Source organism: Streptococcus mitis (assembly GCF_003942695.1).
Lineage (GTDB): Bacteria > Bacillota > Bacilli > Lactobacillales > Streptococcaceae > Streptococcus > Streptococcus mitis_BD.
The window spans coordinates 100,982-117,056 of the sequence record NZ_RJNU01000002.1 but is presented as its reverse complement, the minus strand read 5'-3'; the positions used below and the strand labels follow the sequence as shown (position 1 = coordinate 117,056).

The 16,075-nt window shown below is 40.3% G+C and carries 14 protein-coding genes; 5 read left to right on the top strand and 9 right to left on the bottom strand.

Going from position 1 to position 16,075, the window contains the following annotated elements; genetic code table 11:
• Window positions 1-261 precede the first annotated feature (261 nt).
• From argH to D8852_RS01725, 6 genes are all read right to left on the bottom strand, one after another.
• Window positions 262-1,668, bottom strand: coding sequence for an argininosuccinate lyase (gene argH / locus D8852_RS01750; RefSeq protein WP_125424964.1), 1,407 nt, complete (start codon window positions 1,666-1,668; stop codon window positions 262-264).
• Between the two features lie 27 nt (window positions 1,669-1,695).
• Entirely contained in the window at window positions 1,696-2,892 is a 1,197-nt protein-coding gene (locus D8852_RS01745; RefSeq protein WP_000031908.1) for an argininosuccinate synthase, read from the bottom strand.
• Between the two features lie 15 nt (window positions 2,893-2,907).
• A complete protein-coding gene (locus D8852_RS01740) occupies window positions 2,908-3,714 on the bottom strand; it encodes an ABC transporter substrate-binding protein (protein ID WP_125424963.1) in 807 nt (268 codons plus the stop codon).
• 462 nt (window positions 3,715-4,176) lie between these two features.
• A complete protein-coding gene (locus tag D8852_RS10130; RefSeq protein WP_125424962.1) occupies window positions 4,177-4,383 on the bottom strand; it encodes a hypothetical protein in 207 nt (68 codons plus the stop codon).
• A 490-nt stretch (window positions 4,384-4,873) separates the two neighbouring features.
• Entirely contained in the window at window positions 4,874-5,503 is a 630-nt protein-coding gene (locus tag D8852_RS01730; protein WP_057488862.1) for an ABC transporter ATP-binding protein, read from the bottom strand.
• A complete protein-coding gene (locus D8852_RS01725; RefSeq protein ID WP_125424961.1) occupies window positions 5,500-7,608 on the bottom strand; it encodes a bacteriocin-associated integral membrane family protein in 2,109 nt (702 codons plus the stop codon). Before D8852_RS01725 ends, D8852_RS01730 begins: the two co-directional genes overlap by 4 nt.
• A 161-nt stretch (window positions 7,609-7,769) precedes the next feature.
• On the opposite strand from D8852_RS01725, the gene D8852_RS01720 reads away from it, so the two are divergent.
• Window positions 7,770-8,633, top strand: coding sequence for a helix-turn-helix domain-containing protein (locus tag D8852_RS01720; RefSeq protein WP_125424960.1), 864 nt, complete (start codon window positions 7,770-7,772; stop codon window positions 8,631-8,633).
• 50 nt (window positions 8,634-8,683) lie between these two features.
• On the opposite strand, the gene D8852_RS01715 is transcribed toward D8852_RS01720, so the two are convergent.
• Window positions 8,684-9,310: a LysM peptidoglycan-binding domain-containing protein gene (locus D8852_RS01715; protein WP_000176936.1), complete on the bottom strand. Its 627-nt coding sequence runs from the start codon at window positions 9,308-9,310 to the stop codon at window positions 8,684-8,686.
• A 240-nt stretch (window positions 9,311-9,550) separates the two neighbouring features.
• Here D8852_RS01715 and sdaAB point away from each other — a divergent pair, with 240 nt between their 5' ends.
• The 3 genes from sdaAB to D8852_RS01700 are packed head-to-tail and all read left to right on the top strand — an operon-like array spanning window position 9,551 to window position 11,754.
• Complete coding sequence (sdaAB, locus tag D8852_RS01710) at window positions 9,551-10,222, top strand: L-serine ammonia-lyase, iron-sulfur-dependent subunit beta (RefSeq protein WP_000555868.1); 672 nt, start codon at window positions 9,551-9,553, stop codon at window positions 10,220-10,222.
• 8 nt (window positions 10,223-10,230) lie between these two features.
• Window positions 10,231-11,103 (top strand): L-serine ammonia-lyase, iron-sulfur-dependent, subunit alpha, encoded by an 873-nt coding sequence (gene sdaAA, locus D8852_RS01705; protein ID WP_084925424.1) that lies wholly within the window; start codon window positions 10,231-10,233, stop codon window positions 11,101-11,103.
• 21 nt (window positions 11,104-11,124) lie between these two features.
• Window positions 11,125-11,754, top strand: coding sequence for an HAD-IA family hydrolase (locus D8852_RS01700; RefSeq protein ID WP_084925422.1), 630 nt, complete (start codon window positions 11,125-11,127; stop codon window positions 11,752-11,754).
• Window positions 11,755-11,849: 95 nt separating this feature from the next.
• On the opposite strand, the gene D8852_RS01695 is transcribed toward D8852_RS01700, so the two are convergent.
• Together D8852_RS01695 and D8852_RS01690 are read right to left on the bottom strand one after the other, a co-directional pair.
• Window positions 11,850-13,700, bottom strand: a complete 1,851-nt coding sequence (locus D8852_RS01695) for a nucleoside-diphosphate sugar epimerase/dehydratase (RefSeq protein WP_125424959.1) — start codon at window positions 13,698-13,700, stop codon at window positions 11,850-11,852.
• 81 nt (window positions 13,701-13,781) lie between these two features.
• Window positions 13,782-14,612, bottom strand: a complete 831-nt coding sequence (locus D8852_RS01690; protein ID WP_125424958.1) for a glycosyltransferase — start codon at window positions 14,610-14,612, stop codon at window positions 13,782-13,784.
• A gap of 222 nt (window positions 14,613-14,834) precedes the next feature.
• Between D8852_RS01690 and D8852_RS01685 the strand changes: the two genes are divergently transcribed.
• Window positions 14,835-16,001 (top strand): CynX/NimT family MFS transporter, encoded by a 1,167-nt coding sequence (locus D8852_RS01685; protein WP_125424957.1) that lies wholly within the window; start codon window positions 14,835-14,837, stop codon window positions 15,999-16,001.
• Window positions 16,002-16,075: the final 74 nt, after the last annotated feature.

The window sequence follows — 16,075 nt, the reverse complement described above, 5'->3', positions numbered from 1 at the left end:
GCTTTTAGGAGTAAAATGGTCTGGGAGACCATTTTAGCCTATCATCTTAAAATGAAAATATGATAGGCAACGAGTCGCAGGCATAACTCGAGTTAGGTAAGACGAGTCAACGACGTAATAAAAGATAAACGAAATGACTAGTTCACGATTGAAGGTCGTGTGTGCTTCAACGATTGAAGGTCGCTTGAGCAGTATTCATTATAACACGCTTGGTTAGAGAAGACAAGAAAGAGGCTGATAAATCATCTCAACCTCCCTTTCTTACTTTGCAAACGAATCAATTCCCCCTTTAAGTTCTTTCTTCGCTTGTTCTATCTGGTATTTCACTTGCTCAAAGCCGGTTCCTCCTAAGGAATTCCGTCTCTGAACAGCGGTTTCTGGGCGCAAGTAGATATAAATATCCTCTTCAATCAAGGGATGGTAGACTTGCAACTCCTCCAAATCCCAATCTTGGATGTTTTTACCATGCTTGATAGAGTCTAGAACCAATTTCCCTACAATTTCATGCGCTTCTCTAAAAGGGAGCCCTTTTTCAGCCAAATAATCTGCCAGTTCGGTCGCATTCGAAAAATCATTCTCTGTTGACTCTTGCATTTTTTTCTTGTTTACCTGCATGCTAGATAGCATACCTGCCAACACATCCAGAGAATTCAAAATCGTTTCTACTGTATCAAACATGCCTTCCTTGTCCTCTTGCAAATCCTTATTATAGGCCAGAGGCAAAGACTTCATGACGGTCAATAGTCCAAGCAAGTGCCCGTAAACCCGTCCTGTCTTCCCTCGAATCAATTCGGCCATATCAGGATTTTTCTTCTGGGGCATGATAGACGAACCCGTTGAAAAGCTATCAGACAAGCTAATGTACTGATACTCAAAACTGCACCAATTGATGATTTCCTCACAAAAACGACTCATATGCATCATCAAAATGCTGGCATTTGACAGAAATTCCAAGATAAAATCACGGTCACTCACTGCGTCCAAGGAATTGGTATAGGGTTGTTGGAAACCCAGTAAATCACTCGATAATTGACGATTGATTGGAAAAGTTGTCCCTGCCAAGGCAGCCGCACCCAGTGGAGATAGGTCCGTATGTTTCAAGTTAAATGCAAAGCGCTCGCTATCCCTTTGGAACATATTGTAATAAGCCATGAGATGGTGGGCAAAACTAATCGGTTGGGCGTGCTGCAAATGAGTATAGCCTGGCATGATGGTTTCCACACGTTTTTCAGCCAAATCCAGCAAAACACCGTTCAGATTCGCCAACTTATCCAAGACATGGCCAAGCTGCTCCTTTAGATATAAGTGCATATCCGTTGCGACTTGGTCATTCCGAGAACGAGCCGTGTGCAATTTCCCAGCCAGAGGACCGATTTTCTCCATCAGCAACACTTCCATATTCATATGAATATCTTCATTTGCAATATCAAAATGAAGCTCTCCTGCCTCTAAATCTCGCAACAAAGCTTTCAGACCATCTTGGATCTGCTCTGCCTCTTCCAAGCTCAAAATGCCAGTCTGTCCTAGCATTTGAACATGAGCTAGGGAACCCATCAAATCAAATTTTGCCAGCTGATGATCAAAGGAAATACTCGCACCGAACTGTTCTACCCACTCTTCCACAGTGCCTTCAAATCGACCACCCCATAATTTTGTATTTTTCGGCATATCCTGTCGTCCCTTTCTATCGCATCACTACTCAACATTTTTCTGAACTTCTGAATAAACCTTAGTCGGAAGCCCCCAAAGCTTGATAAATCCAACAGCCGCATCTTGGTCAAAGGTATCCGCACTAGTATAAGTCGCCAAATTTTCATCGTAAAGAGAATTTGGAGATTTCCGCGCCACTACTTGGGCATTCCCCTTATAGAGTTTAACTTTTGCAGTTCCGTTGACAACTTTCTGTGTCTCCTTGATATAGGCAATCAAAGCCTGAGTTGCTGGGCTAAACCACAAGGCATTATAGATGAGATTGGACAACTCATTTTCGATAATAGGTTTGAAATGAGCCACTTCTCTCACAAGAGTCAAGTCCTCAATCTCCTTATGAGCTGCCAATAAAGTCACAGCACCTGGGCACTCATAAATCTCTCTTGACTTAATACCGACTAGGCGATTTTCCACATGGTCAATACGACCGACACCGTGTTTGCCTGCAATTTCATTTAGCTTTTGAATCAAATCCGCCACTTTCATCTTCTCACCATTGAGGGAGATGGGCACCCCACAGCTAAACTCAATATCAATAAATTCTGGACTGTCTGGCGCCTCTTCTGGCGAAGACGTGATTCCAAATGCTTCTTCTGGCGCTTGGTTCCAAGGGTTTTCCAAGACACCACATTCATTTGCGCGTCCCCAAAGATTTTGATCAACAGAGTAAGGATTGTCAAGGTCAGCAGGAACTGGAACGCCGTTTTCTTTGGCATATTGGATTTCTTCTTCACGAGACCATTTCCACTCACGAACAGGCGCAACTACCTTTAAATTGGGATCCAAAGCTGCAATAGAGACTTCAAACCGAACTTGGTCGTTTCCCTTACCTGTACAACCATGGGCAATTGTGGTTGCCCCCGTCTGATGAGCTATTTCAACGAGTTTTTTTGAAATAAGAGGGCGACTCAGAGCAGATACCAAGGGATACTTCTGTTCATAGTAGGCATGAGCCTGAAGGGCCACTAAAACATAGTCATTAGCAAATTCTTCCTTAACATCAATGACATAAGACTCAACAGCCCCAACCTTGAGAGCTTTATCGTGGATGAACTCCAAATCTTTTCCTTCACCCACATCCATACAAACAGCAATCACATCATAGTCTTTTTTTAACCACGTAATAGCAACTGATGTATCCAATCCACCTGAATAGGCTAAAATAACTTTTTCCTTACTCATTCCTCTTCCTTCTTTCTATTTTTCGATAGAGGCTTTAAAAGCATCGTCAATCAATTTGTCCAACTCCCCAGAATCCTTCAGCTTCTGGATGGTTTTGTCAACCGCTTCTTTCAATTCCTTACTGTCTTTTTTCATCGCAACAGCGTAGGAATCTTCTTTATCATTATCAACATCAAACTCAGCGATGGCTAGGTCTGGATTATTCTCTACATATCCTTTCGCCACTGGCTCCTCAAAGATAACCGCGTCCAGTTGCCCTGATTTCAAATCTGTTATCAAATTTCCATTTTTAGGAAGTGAAACGAGAGAAGAATTCTGCAAGGTTTCTTTGACCAAAGTCTCCTGTATCGAACCTTTCTGCGCTCCAACCTTTTTCTGAGCCAAATCCTTCACAGATTGGTAATTCGTTAATTCAGATTTTCTTACGATCACCTTATTTTTCGAAGTATAGTAGGGAATTGAAAAATTGTAAACTTGACTTCTCTCCTCCGTTTTAGAAATGCCTGATATGGCAAGATCGGCTTTACCTGAATCAAGACTAGCCAGTACATTGTCAAAACTCATTGGAGAGAACTCCACTTCCACACCTAGTTCCTTTGCGATGGCTTTGGCTAGCTCAACATCTGAACCTACAATCTGATTTTTCCCATCGACTAATTTCTGGTATTCAAATGGAGCAAACTCTGGATTTAGGGCCACCACCAATTTTCCTTTAGCTTTAATGGCTTCAACACCTTGGGACTGACTGTTACTACAAGCAAACAGTAAGGGGAACATAAGCAAACCAAACATCGTCATCAGCACCTTCTTTACTTTATTCATAGAAAACCTCCTCTTATTTTTATACTTTTAAATTGTATAAATAATACACTTCTCAAAAACATTTGTCAAGCCAAAACTGAATTTTATTTCATTTCAAACAAAAAAAGCTTATTATATGATATATTTTTACATATAATAAGCTTATTTATACTATTTGAGTTTTGAAACAATTTAAAACATTGCATTGGATTCATACAAAAATATCTTTCCTGAAAAGATATTTACACTTTTTGTTCTAGCAAAACAAAAAAGAGCCCTAAAGGACTTTCAGAACGTAGACAAACCCTATCAGAGTTTAAAAATTGCTCTTTTGAAGGTTGGCCATTATATAATAAAAACTCTTAAGAATGCTGATATAATGCTATTTTTAAGAGTTTTCTACTTTCTCTAGCAAAGAAAAAGATTGAAGAAAATTGTCCAAAATGGACTTTTTCTTCAATCTGGACACTTTTCAAATCCAAACTATTCTTTATAGAAAAAATTCCTATAAAATCGAGCAATAGTTAAAATACAAACAAATATAATTCCCAAAATAGATAATACTATTTTCACAAAGCTCATTTCAGAACCTATAACATAGATATGAAAAAGAGGGGCTAGTCCTACACATAGAGACAATAGATAACTAATAAATCTTATCTCACCAATTCCTGCAAAAAAATGTTTCATGTAACGATTCTCCATTTGCTCCATTAAATCAGTTTTATTTTAGAGTAGCATAAAATAATCAATCCTTCAACAAAAACCATTGGCGAAATACTATTCTAAAGCATTGTTAGATCAGAATTCTCAGAATAGAGCTATCCTAACTATCGAATAGGTTAAATACATACATATCCATGCGATTCTAAACTTAGAATTGCTATAAAATAAATGTTTTCGGACTATGCTAAATCTTTGACTGCCTAACATTTTACTTTCTGAAGGATTCTAAAGCTAGAATAGCTCAAAAATCACGAGAACTTAAGTATTCTAAGCTTAAGAGTCATACAATTATCGTTTTTAATAAGTGTAGTTAGGAGGTAATTTTAGAGAATCTCCTAAAAACAACCGATTTTCTATTTTTATCAATCAAAAAATATTGATAAATTGGTGTTTTAAAATTAAATTTTAAAGGTGTCCTTAAGTTTAAAGATTTTTGATAAGATTTCTGTATTTTTCACAATTCAATGACTCGATGGCATTGTTGAGCCACATAGGCATCGTGGGTAACGATAATGACCGTTTTACCTTCCTTGTTCATATCTAAGAGAAAGTTTAAAACCAAATCTCGATTTTCAGGATCTAGAGAACCGGTTGGTTCATCTGCTAAAAGGAGCTGACTGGGTTTTAAAATAGCTCTAGCAACTGCGATTCGCTGCTGTTCCCCTCCAGATAACTCTGAAACTTTCTGATGTAGAGTTGATGGCAACCCCACCCTCTCTAAAATTTCTTCTATCTTTTTAACTTTATCTTTCTTGGACAATTTCACATACTTTAGAGCAAGCATGAGATTATACTCTACCGTTTCATTGTCAATCAGAGCAAAATTTTGAAACAGATAGGAAATGTGTTCGCGGATAATCGCTTGCGACTTAACAGAATTGACAGGTACATTTTTCTGACCAAAAATTTCATAATGTCCACTGTAATCGCCATCTATCAAACCCAAGAGATTTAACAAGGTTGACTTGCCACTGCCACTTTTTCCAACGATGGCAACTAAATCTCCTTGGTTAATCTTTAGAGATAAGTTCTCCAAAATAACTTTTTTCCCAATAGTTTTCGTAACATTTTCCAACTTTATCATAAGATGTCCCCTTTCAATAACTGCGCTACATTTCGTTTTTCCATCTTAGAACCCAAGAAAAGTACAAACAAAATATCTAAGCATGTAAATCCCGCGAAAAGCAAAAGTGGAAAAAGAGCATGGGCAAAGAATAACAAAACCATAAAAGGAAGGCTATAAACGGCTAATAGGAGACCCAGCAAGGAACGATACCGATCTATCAATTTCCAGCCCATAAACTTCTTGGTGATGATATCTGTTCGCTTCAATAAGAAAGTTGTTACTAGTAAGAAGTAGGAAATCATCATACTAAGGAGACCAAACAAAGCAAAGAGTAGGTTAAAATTCCGAACTGCATCTCGATAACTATCCACCTTCTCTTGTTGAATGGCTTGAATAGATGAAAATTTTAAATAATTCCCATCTGATAATTTCTCAACTAACGATGTCACCTCTTTTTGGTGTTGAGCCGTATTTTCAATTTTAATGGGATTATTTAAACCTGTTGTTGACAGGGAGGCTTTTTCATCCCACATCATATCAGAATCATTGACCAAGCTAATAATTGGATTGTAGAGATTTTCCTTTCGCTTATCACTATATGGAAAGAACGACCAATCTCCTTCATAATAGGCAATCTCGACATCCATCTCCTCTATCCTTCGTTTTTGCTGCTCTTCATACTTCATCGAATGATAGGCAACTAACTTCCCCAAGAGCTGATTTTTATCTTCTTCACCTTTCGTACTTGCTGGCATCAAAATAACTTTTTTAGTGCCGGTATCTGGTAGCTTGAATCCCTTGCTCTTTAGAAAATTGCTATTGGCATAGTAAACAGTTAGCATATCAGCCAGTTGATACTGCTGCACTTGTTCTGCAGTGGCAAAATTTTTGATAGGCAGGTTACTAGTTTGCACATAGCCCGCCTGCGTTTTTTCTACCAAATCCTGATAAAATCGATAGAAATAATCCACTGCCTGCCCTGAGCCTGCCAACTGCTCTTGCCACAGGTTATCATTGAGTTGGAAGGTTTCTAAGGTCAGATAATTTCCTTGACTGATCCACTGTCTCTGGTAATCCAACTCTTTGTTTTCTTGCTCCAAACTTTTCCCCACCCCAATCAGTAAAACCGTCAATAAAATGGTGGTTCCAATTTTCATCAAATAATTAAATATCAAACCAAATTTGAAAGATGAAAAACCTTTCAGCAGAGAGCTGATTGTCATTTTTTGGATTAAGAGGTAAGTCAACCAACTGATAAAGAGATAAAGTTGCAAAAGCAAAAAATGAGACAACCATAACATAGGGAACAAATCTTTCGGCTTATAATCAAGTAAGAAAAACACGCCTAGATTGATCACAAGCGCCCCACCTAGGAGGAGGTAGAGGTTGCCTTTCACAACATCAGCTAAAACAGCCCGATCTTGAAAACCAAGTAATTTTTGTACCCCAACTCTTTTCATCTCCATCATCGGCTGATACACTGTTACTAACACAAGCAGCAAAATAGCCAAGACAAAAATGATGGCAGATAAAAGCAAATCTCGATTTATGACTTCCACTGCACTTTTGTAGGTTGGCTCTAGCAAGGTAGCCTGGTCTATCTTGAAAAAATCGCTCCATTTCTGTACAATCCTATCCTTGTCCATCTCTTGTGTAGAAGTTATCGTATAGCGACCATTTAAACTACGGGATGTATCCTTAATATAGGTTTGAAAAGTCATAAGCTGAATAGGCTTGGCTTTTAGAAAGGTCGGAATCGTACCAAGTTTATTGGAAATTTCTTTATTACTGTAGACTCCTTCACCATCTGTAGTAAAATCAAGAGAAGAAATCCCAAACTCTTGGTAGGGGAAGGTATCTTTATCAAAAACACCAGACTTAATCACCTCATCACCACTGTCTGTTTTGATGATGGATACTTTGTATTCCTTTGATACATCCTCAAAAAATCGAAGTACAGATGCTGCAGGTTCGTTAATCTCTTTCAAATATACATCCAAAGAATCTACAGTCTTTCCCATTTCCTGAATCCGAACCACTTCTCGTGTGTGGTTTACATTAAAAACCAAAAAAGTAGTACACAGAAGCAGGAGTAACATACAGAAATTACTGATTTTTTTCATAAAGATACCTCCTTAGTACTTTATCATCTTAGTCGTAGAATTTGTTACCCTTTTCACAGATTTATTTTAGATTTCTTTTTTACTTTTTATACTACTATGATACAATATTTTTAATCAATTTCAATTTATTGTTAACTTTTTTCACAAATAAGGAGGAAATCATGCGCTACGATTTTGGAAATGTTTATAAAGAAATCCGTGAGTCAAAAGGTTTAACCCAAGAGGAGGTCTGTGGGGGTGTCCTCTCAAGAACCAGCCTATCAAAAATAGAAAGTGGTAAGACAACTCCTAAATATGAGAATATGGAATTTCTTCTCTGGCAAGTCAATATGACCTTTGAAGAGTTTGACTATATCTGCCAACTTTATCAACCAAGTCAACGCACAGAAATTATGCAAACCTATCTCAATATGAGCTCAATCCTAGGGACTAGTGAACTCGAAAAACTATTTCAAAAATGTCAAGACTACCTCAAAACTCACCACGACCTCCCCATCAAAGAGATACGAGATATGCTAGAAATTGTCATTTATATCCGCCAAAATGGGACTAAAAAACTGTCAATCGAAGTTAACAATACTGTAAAGAAGCTATGGAGGAAGATAGAAAAGCAGGACATTTGGTACGAGAATGACTTAAAAATCCTCAATACCATTCTCTTTACCTTTCCTATAGAGCATATCCATCTCATCACTGGAAAAATCTTGCAACGCCTGGAAATCTATAAAAACTATCAACATTTATATGACTTGCGAATGGCAATCCTACTCAACCTTTCCACCTTATACTTGTACAATCAAGATAGAAACATGTGCCAACAAATCTGCTACACTTTACTGGAGGATGCCAAGAAAAAGAAGCACTACGATAGGCTTGCCATCTGCTATGTCCGTATTGGGATTTGTACGGATGATGCTAAACTTATCCAAAAAGGTTTCTCCCTTCTGGAACTAACCGATGAAACCTCCATGCTAGCTCATCTCCAAAAAGAAGTAGAGACCTATTATCAACCGAAGGAAATATAAAAAGTCGAGGAAATTCCTCGACTTTTACATATTATTCTGTTCGTTAGTTCTTAATACCAACCGTTGTTAAGCCAGAAGTTCTTAGCAGCTGTCCATGAACCGTAACGTCCTGCAACGTAGGCATCTGCTACACGTTCTTGGTTTTCTGCTGAGTAGTCACCGTTCAAGTATGAATCTGTCAATTGGTAACGTCCGATGTAACGTCCGTTTGTAGCTGTGTAGCTACCACCTGATTCTTTTTGAGCGATCCATTCTTTGGCTTCTGCTTCAGAACCACTTACAGTTGAAGCTGTGTAGCTTTCTTCTTCATAAGAAGTGCTTGTTGTAGCAGCTGGTGCTTCGTAAGTTGTTGTTTCAGTTATTTCTTCGTAAGTCGTAGTCTCTTCGATTGTTTCTCCTGTTGCAGCTGGTGCTTCATAAGTTGTCGCAGCTGGAGCTGTCCCTTCGATGACCAAAACTTGGTCCACAAAGATCAGATGAATATCCTCTATCTTATTTTTTTCTGCTAATTTTTCAACAGTAGTATTGTACTTCTCAGCGATTTCTGAAAGAGTGTCACCTGGTTTCACTGTATAAGTGACTGTTTCATCCGCAAAAGCAAGTGATGGTGCAAGGAAAGCAAGGAAAGTTGCTGCTCCTGCAAGAGTTAATTTAATTTGTTTAGTTGTTAATGTCATTTCTAAAAATTCTCCTTTTTACTATGCTTCTATCATACCGTTTGAATATTACCGTTTCTTGACGGTTTCGTGTAGAAATATTACAAAAATATTTTATATTTACTGAAACATTGATATTTTTGTCATAAAAGACAAGATTTTATACTATTTTTATCCATTTTTTCAGTTTTATAAGGGAAATAAGCGCAGAGGTCCATTCTTTGATATAATAGATATAAGAATCTTTGTAAGGGGAAACAGATGCACTCACTTCGTTTTCAATCTGTCTTTGATATTATCGGACCAGTTATGATTGGCCCATCAAGTAGCCATACTGCTGGTGCTGTTCGTATCGGGAAAATCGTCTCTTCCATCTTTGATGATACGCCGACAGAAGTCGAATTCCAATTATTTAATTCATTTGCTAAGACCTACCGTGGTCATGGAACTGACCTTGCTCTCGTTGCTGGCATTTTAGGTATGGATACGGATGATCCTGACATTCCAAATAGCCTTGAGATTGCTCACAAGCGTGGCATTAAGATTGTCTGGACCATTCAGAAAGACAGCAACGCTCCTCACCCTAACACCACTAAAATTACTGTGAAGAATGAACACAAGTCCATCAGTGTGACAGGTATTTCTATCGGTGGGGGAAATATCCAGGTCACGGAACTCAATGGTTTTGCCGTTTCTCTCAACATGAATACACCGACCATTATCATCGTGCATCAGGATGTTCCGGGGATGATTGCCCATGTTACTGAAGCCCTCTCTCGTTTCGATATCAACATCGCTCAGATGAATGTGACTCGGGAAAAAGCTGGAGAAAAAGCCATCATGATCATCGAAGTTGATAGTCGAAGTTGTGAAGAGGCGATTGAAGAAATCCGAAAAATCCCCCATCTCCACAATGTCAATTTCTTTAAGTAGGAGGAAACATGTTTTATTCTATCAAAGAATTGGTCGAGCAGGCGGATCTAGACTTCCAAGGAAATGTCGCAGAACTCATGATCGCGACAGAATATGAACTGACCGGCCGGGAACGTGCAGAAGTTCTTCTCCTCATGGAGCGCAATCTAGAAGTCATGAAAGCCTCTGTTGAGCTCGGTCTCAGTGAAAATAAATCCCGTAGTGGCTTAACGGGTGGAGATGCGGCCAAACTAGACCGCCATCTCAAAAGTGGCAAGGCCCTGTCAGACTTTACCATCCTATCAGCAGCCCGAAATGCCATCGCGGTTAATGAACACAACGCTAAAATGGGTTTGGTCTGCGCCACTCCAACCGCAGGAAGTGCTGGTTGTTTGCCAGCCGTTCTCACTGCTGCTATTCAAAAACTTGACCTTAGCCACGAAGAACAGCTGGATTTCCTCTTTGCTGCTGGTGCCTTTGGACTAGTCATCGCAAACAATGCCTCTATCTCAGGTGCTGAAGGTGGCTGTCAGGCCGAGGTCGGATCTGCCTCTGCCATGAGTGCCGCAGCCTTGACCTTGGCTGCAGGTGGGACACCCTATCAGGCTAGCCAAGCCATCGCCTTTGTCATTAAAAATATGCTGGGCCTCATCTGTGACCCTGTTGCTGGTTTGGTTGAAGTTCCCTGTGTCAAACGAAATGCCATGGGAGCCAGCTTTGCCTTTATCGCGGCAGATATGGCCTTGGCTGGTATCGAGTCTAAAATCCCTGTTGACGAAGTCATCGATACCATGTACCAAGTCGGATCGAGCCTTCCAACTGCCTTTCGTGAAACGGCTGAGGGTGGACTCGCTGCCACACCTACTGGTCGCCGCCTACAAAAAGAAATCTTCGGAGAATAACCTCATCTAATAGGAGAAACTATGTCATCAATCTCAGCCATCTTTTTCGATCTAGACGGAACACTCGTTGACAGTTCTATCGGAATCCACAATTCCTTTACCCATACCTTTAAACAACTAGGAGTTCCGACTCCTGATGCCAAAACCATTCGTGGTTTCATGGGTCCACCGCTTGAAACTAGTTTTGCAACATGTCTTCCCAAGGAACAAATCTCGGAAGCTGTACAGATATACCGCTCTTACTACAAGGAAAAAGGCATCCACGAAGCCCAACTCTTCCCCCGAATAACGGAATTGCTTCGAGAACTTTCACAAAACTACCCTCTCTACATCACTACAACAAAGAATACTCCTACTGCTCATGATATGACTAAAAATCTAGGAATCCATCATTTCTTTGATGGCATTTACGGCTCTAGTCCTGAAACGCCACACAAGGCGGATGTCATCCGTTACGCCTTGCAGACGCATCAACTCCCCGCAGACAAAGTTCTCATCATTGGCGACACCAAGTTTGATATGATCGGAGCCCAAGAAACTGGCATTAAAAAGTTTGCTGTCACTTGGGGATTTGGAGAAGAGGCTGATTTGCTCAGCTATCAACCTGACTGGATTGCCCATACAATCGATGATATCATCAGTCAGCTATAACAAGCTAATAGCTTCAAACTACAGAGTAAAAAGACCAAGGTTCTGTCTATACAAAACCTTGGTCTTTGATTTATGATTAATTGTATGAGTCACTCTTACTCAATATGAGTTGTTTCATTTGCAAAGGAAATGATCGCTTCTTTAAGCTCATCTCCACTGAGTGAACGGAACTCCTCAATTTTCTGATTGATGGCTTCTAGTGGCATGACATTTACCTTACCAACGAAAATCTTGTCCATGACTTGGTTATCAACCAATTCGGTCGAAACCAAGAGTTCCTCATAGAGTTTTTCACCCGGACGAATACCGACTTCAACGATTGGAATTTCACTTTCCGTGTGCCCGCTTAGAAGAACCATTTTCTTAGCCAAGTCATAGATCTTAACTGGTTTGCCCATATCGAGGATAAAGACTTCTCCGTCCTTGGCATAAGCCCCAGCATGGATTACCAGACGGCTAGCCTCTGGAATAGTCATGAAGTAACGTGTCATACGGAAGTCTGTCACCGTTACAGGACCACCTTCAGCAATCTGGCGTTCAAAGACAGGAATCACGCTACCACGGCTACCGAGAACATTCCCAAAACGAACTGCACAGTAGGTTGATTTGCTACGTTGGTTAAAGCCAGTGACAATCAACTCCGCCACGCGCTTAGTTGCCCCCATAACATTTGGTGGATTGACCGCCTTGTCAGTCGAAATCATGACCATCTTAGGTACTTTGGCTGCATCAACAGCCTTGGCAACATTGTAGGTTCCGAGGATATTGTTCTTGAAGGCTTCTTTTGGATTGCGTTCCATCATCGGAACATGTTTGTGAGCAGCAGCATGATAGACAATGGCTGGTTTATACTGTTCAAACACCTGCAAGAGACGGTCATAATCTTGAATATCTGCAATAACAGGAACATAATCAATCCCTTGGAATGTACGGATCAATTCATGATAAACGAGGTAGATGGAATTTTCGCCATGTCCCAGCAAGATGATACGTTCTGGATTGAAGCGGCTAACCTGACGACAAATCTCCGAACCAATCGAACCACCAGCTCCTGTCACCAAGATAGTCTTGCCTGTAAGCTCTGCACCTAGGCGGGATTCGTCAAGACGAATTTCCTGACGCCCCAAAAGGTCTGTAATGTCAATTTTCTGGAAGCCACTACCTGGTTGGTGAAGCCCCTGAACAACTGTTTCAACCTTGGGCATCTTGTAACATTTGATACCAAGTTTATTACACATCTGCAGAATACGTTCGTACTCTGACGGATCAAGCGAAGGGATGGCTACGATGACGCGCTCGATTTGGTGGCGTTTGGCCAATTCAGGCAGATTATCATAAGAGCCCAAAACTGGGATTCCACCTAGTTTTTGCCCTTTTTTCTTTTCATCGTTGTCCAAAATCCCCACTAACTCGAGGTCACTAGTTGGGTGTTGGTAGCTATTCATAAAGAGGGCACCACCATCACCAGCACCAATCAAGAAGGTACGACGGTGCTCGCCATCCCCACTACCCTGCTTGCGCTTAGAATAAATCAACTGCCAAGTAATACGAGGGAGCAAGATCAGGAAGGTACTCAATAAAATAAAGAGTATGATGAACCGGATAGAAAATAGAGGAAGAAAAGCGTAGCAAAGTCCGTAAGAGACAATGCTGCTGACGGTTACGCCAAAAAAGATTTTTAAGAAATCTGTGATTTTACTATAGCGACTAATACTCGCATTGAGCCCCCAAAATCCAATCATGATTTGATAGAAGAGGAAGGCCAAACCAGTATAGATAACATAGTCCACAGGCGCTGGGTTAATCAAGCCATAAAAGAGAATGTAAGACACAATGATGGAAACCACCATACTAATAATATCAAATACACCCCAGAACACCTGCTTTTGCTGTTTATTTAAAATTTCAACCAGATCAATCACATAATCTGTTAGTTTTTTATTCATAGGAATTTACTCTTTCTTAAAAGAATGCAAATAAATATACTGTCATTATAACATCTTTTGGCTATTTTATCTTTTACAATACTATTTATTTTTTCTTAGTAATTTTACAAAAATAAACTGACGTACAAAACCTGGACAAAGTGCCACAACCGCCTGAATGGCAATGCTTTTCGCATATTCCATGTAGGAAATTTGGCCTCTTTCAAGCATGCGCTGACGAGCCTGGCGATAGAGTTTAAGGTAACGCAAGCCACCACGACGTTCAAACATCCCTGCACCGACACGAACCTTACACAAGATCTGATCGAGGTTTCCAGTCTTGGCACCTGCGGCAATCATATTGAGCCAGAGGAGATCGTCTTCCATATAAAGCCCATCTTCATAGTTGCCTGCCTTGAGAACCATATCCTTCTTGAACATGACAGTCATGTGATTGAAGGCACTTCTCATTCTTTGGTAAGCTACAATGTCTGCGTGCTGAGTAGGAACACGACGGTAAGAAACAATCTCGTCAGGATTGTCAATAAATTCTGCAATATGTCCACCTAAGAGGTCCAGATTTTCCTGCTCCATTAGTTGGACTTGCTTTTCAAAGCGGTCAGCTACCGCTATATCATCTGTATCCATTCGAGCGATGATATCGTACTGACACTGTAAAACACCGTATCGAAGAGCCAAACCCAAACCTTGATTTTCTTCTAAGGGGCAACGCTTAACTGGAATCTCTGACTGCGCTTCCACTTCATCTAGCACCTGATAGAGTTCGGGCGTGAGCGGCCCGTCCTCAACAAGAACAAGCTCACTTGGTTTCAAGGTCTGGTTTTGAATACTCTTGATAGCATCTCTCAAAAATGTCGGATTTTCCTTTACATAGACCGACATCAAGACGCTGATTTTTTGCTTTTCAGGCACAGTTTTTCTCCAATTTATAGATTTCCTTCCACTATTTTATCACAAAATTTCCTAGTTTCCTATTTTTATCTCAAATCAAGAAAAATTCTGGTAAAGAAATCTGTCCCCTTTAACTCTATTTTCAGTTAAATCGTTCTAGCTTTCTTAGCAGTCCTCTCCTTGACATTGTAAGAAAAAAACCTTAAAATAAGCTGTTATTAAAATCATCTTATCGAGGTTTTTATGAAAAAACAATCACTCTTTTTTGTTCTAGGAATTGTCTTAATCGGGACCATTTTACGCTCTCCTTTTACTTCTCTTCCAACTATTTTAGGGGATATTGCTCAGGGACTAGGAGTCGAGGTTAGCTCTCTTGGGATTTTAACCAGTCTTCCTCTCTTGATGTTCGCTCTTTTCTCTGCTTTTGCAAGTCGCTTGGCACAAAAAATTGGGTTGGAACACCTCTTCACATACTGCCTCCTCCTCTTAACTGTTGGATCTGTCATTCGGATTTTCAATCTTCCCCTTCTCTATCTAGGAACCCTGATCATCGGAGCGAGCATCGCCATTTTCAATGTACTCCTCCCAAGTATGATCCAAGCAAATCAGCCTCAAAAAATCAGTCTCCTAACAACGCTCTATATCACTGCCATGGGGATTTCAACGGCCATCGCTTCTTATCTATCCGTCCCTATCACCCAAGCTAGTTCTTGGAAGGGACTCATCCTCGTTCTCAGCTTTCTCTGTCTGGTCACTCTGCTAGTCTGGTTGCCAAATCATCGCCACAACCACCACCTAGAAAGCCAAAAAGAAAAGCAAGTCAAAGAGAATATTCTAAAAAGTAAAGATGTCTGGGCTATCATTATCTTTGGCGGGCTTCAGTCCTTGTTCTTTTATACAAGTATGACTTGGTTGCCAACTATGGCTGTTAGTGCTGGTCTTTCTAATAGCGATGCGGCTCTCCTCGCTTCTATTTTCTCACTGATTAGCATTCCTTTTTCAATGACTGTTCCAAGTCTGACGACTCGTCTATCAGATGGTCACCGTCGAATCATGCTGGCAATTATCTCTATCGCTGGGATGACAGGAATTGCCATGCTCTTATATCCAACCAATAATTTCCTCTACTGGTTAGTCGTCCATCTCTTGATTGGAACGGCCTGCAGTGCCCTCTTCCCCTACCTCATGGTTTGCTTTTCTCTTAAAACCAGTTCTCCTGAAAAGACCGCTCAGCTATCAGGACTAGCGCAAACAGGGGGCTACATCTTGGCGGCCTTTGGTCCTGCCTTGTTTGGTTATAGTTTTGAACTTTTCCAATCTTGGATCCCAGCTGTCCTTGCCCTTCTAGTCGTTGATATCATCATGACCGTCTCACTCTTTATGGTCGATCGGGCTGATAAGATACTTTAATTTTTCTAAAATACTTCTCAGATATAAACAATGCAAAGCCAGACTCTATCTGGCTTTTTAGGCGTTTCTATCAA

Bases quoted from the DNA above. Each gene is read 5' to 3' on its own strand.
- D8852_RS01720 (WP_125424960.1), top strand. From the start codon at position 7,770: ATGCGCTACGATTTTGGAAATGTTTATAAAGAAATCCGTGAGTCAAAA.
- D8852_RS01695 (WP_125424959.1), bottom strand. From the start codon at position 13,700: ATGAATAAAAAACTAACAGATTATGTGATTGATCTGGTTGAAATTTTA.
- D8852_RS01730 (WP_057488862.1), bottom strand. From the start codon at position 5,503: ATGATAAAGTTGGAAAATGTTACGAAAACTATTGGGAAAAAAGTTATT.
- sdaAA (WP_084925424.1), top strand. From the start codon at position 10,231: ATGTTTTATTCTATCAAAGAATTGGTCGAGCAGGCGGATCTAGACTTC.
- argH (WP_125424964.1), bottom strand. From the start codon at position 1,668: ATGCCGAAAAATACAAAATTATGGGGTGGTCGATTTGAAGGCACTGTG.
- D8852_RS01685 (WP_125424957.1), top strand. From the start codon at position 14,835: ATGAAAAAACAATCACTCTTTTTTGTTCTAGGAATTGTCTTAATCGGG.
- D8852_RS01700 (WP_084925422.1), top strand. From the start codon at position 11,125: ATGTCATCAATCTCAGCCATCTTTTTCGATCTAGACGGAACACTCGTT.
- D8852_RS01715 (WP_000176936.1), bottom strand. From the start codon at position 9,310: ATGACATTAACAACTAAACAAATTAAATTAACTCTTGCAGGAGCAGCA.
- D8852_RS10130 (WP_125424962.1), bottom strand. From the start codon at position 4,383: ATGAAACATTTTTTTGCAGGAATTGGTGAGATAAGATTTATTAGTTAT.
- D8852_RS01725 (WP_125424961.1), bottom strand. From the start codon at position 7,608: ATGAAAAAAATCAGTAATTTCTGTATGTTACTCCTGCTTCTGTGTACT.
- sdaAB (WP_000555868.1), top strand. From the start codon at position 9,551: ATGCACTCACTTCGTTTTCAATCTGTCTTTGATATTATCGGACCAGTT.
- D8852_RS01745 (WP_000031908.1), bottom strand. From the start codon at position 2,892: ATGAGTAAGGAAAAAGTTATTTTAGCCTATTCAGGTGGATTGGATACA.
- D8852_RS01740 (WP_125424963.1), bottom strand. From the start codon at position 3,714: ATGAATAAAGTAAAGAAGGTGCTGATGACGATGTTTGGTTTGCTTATG.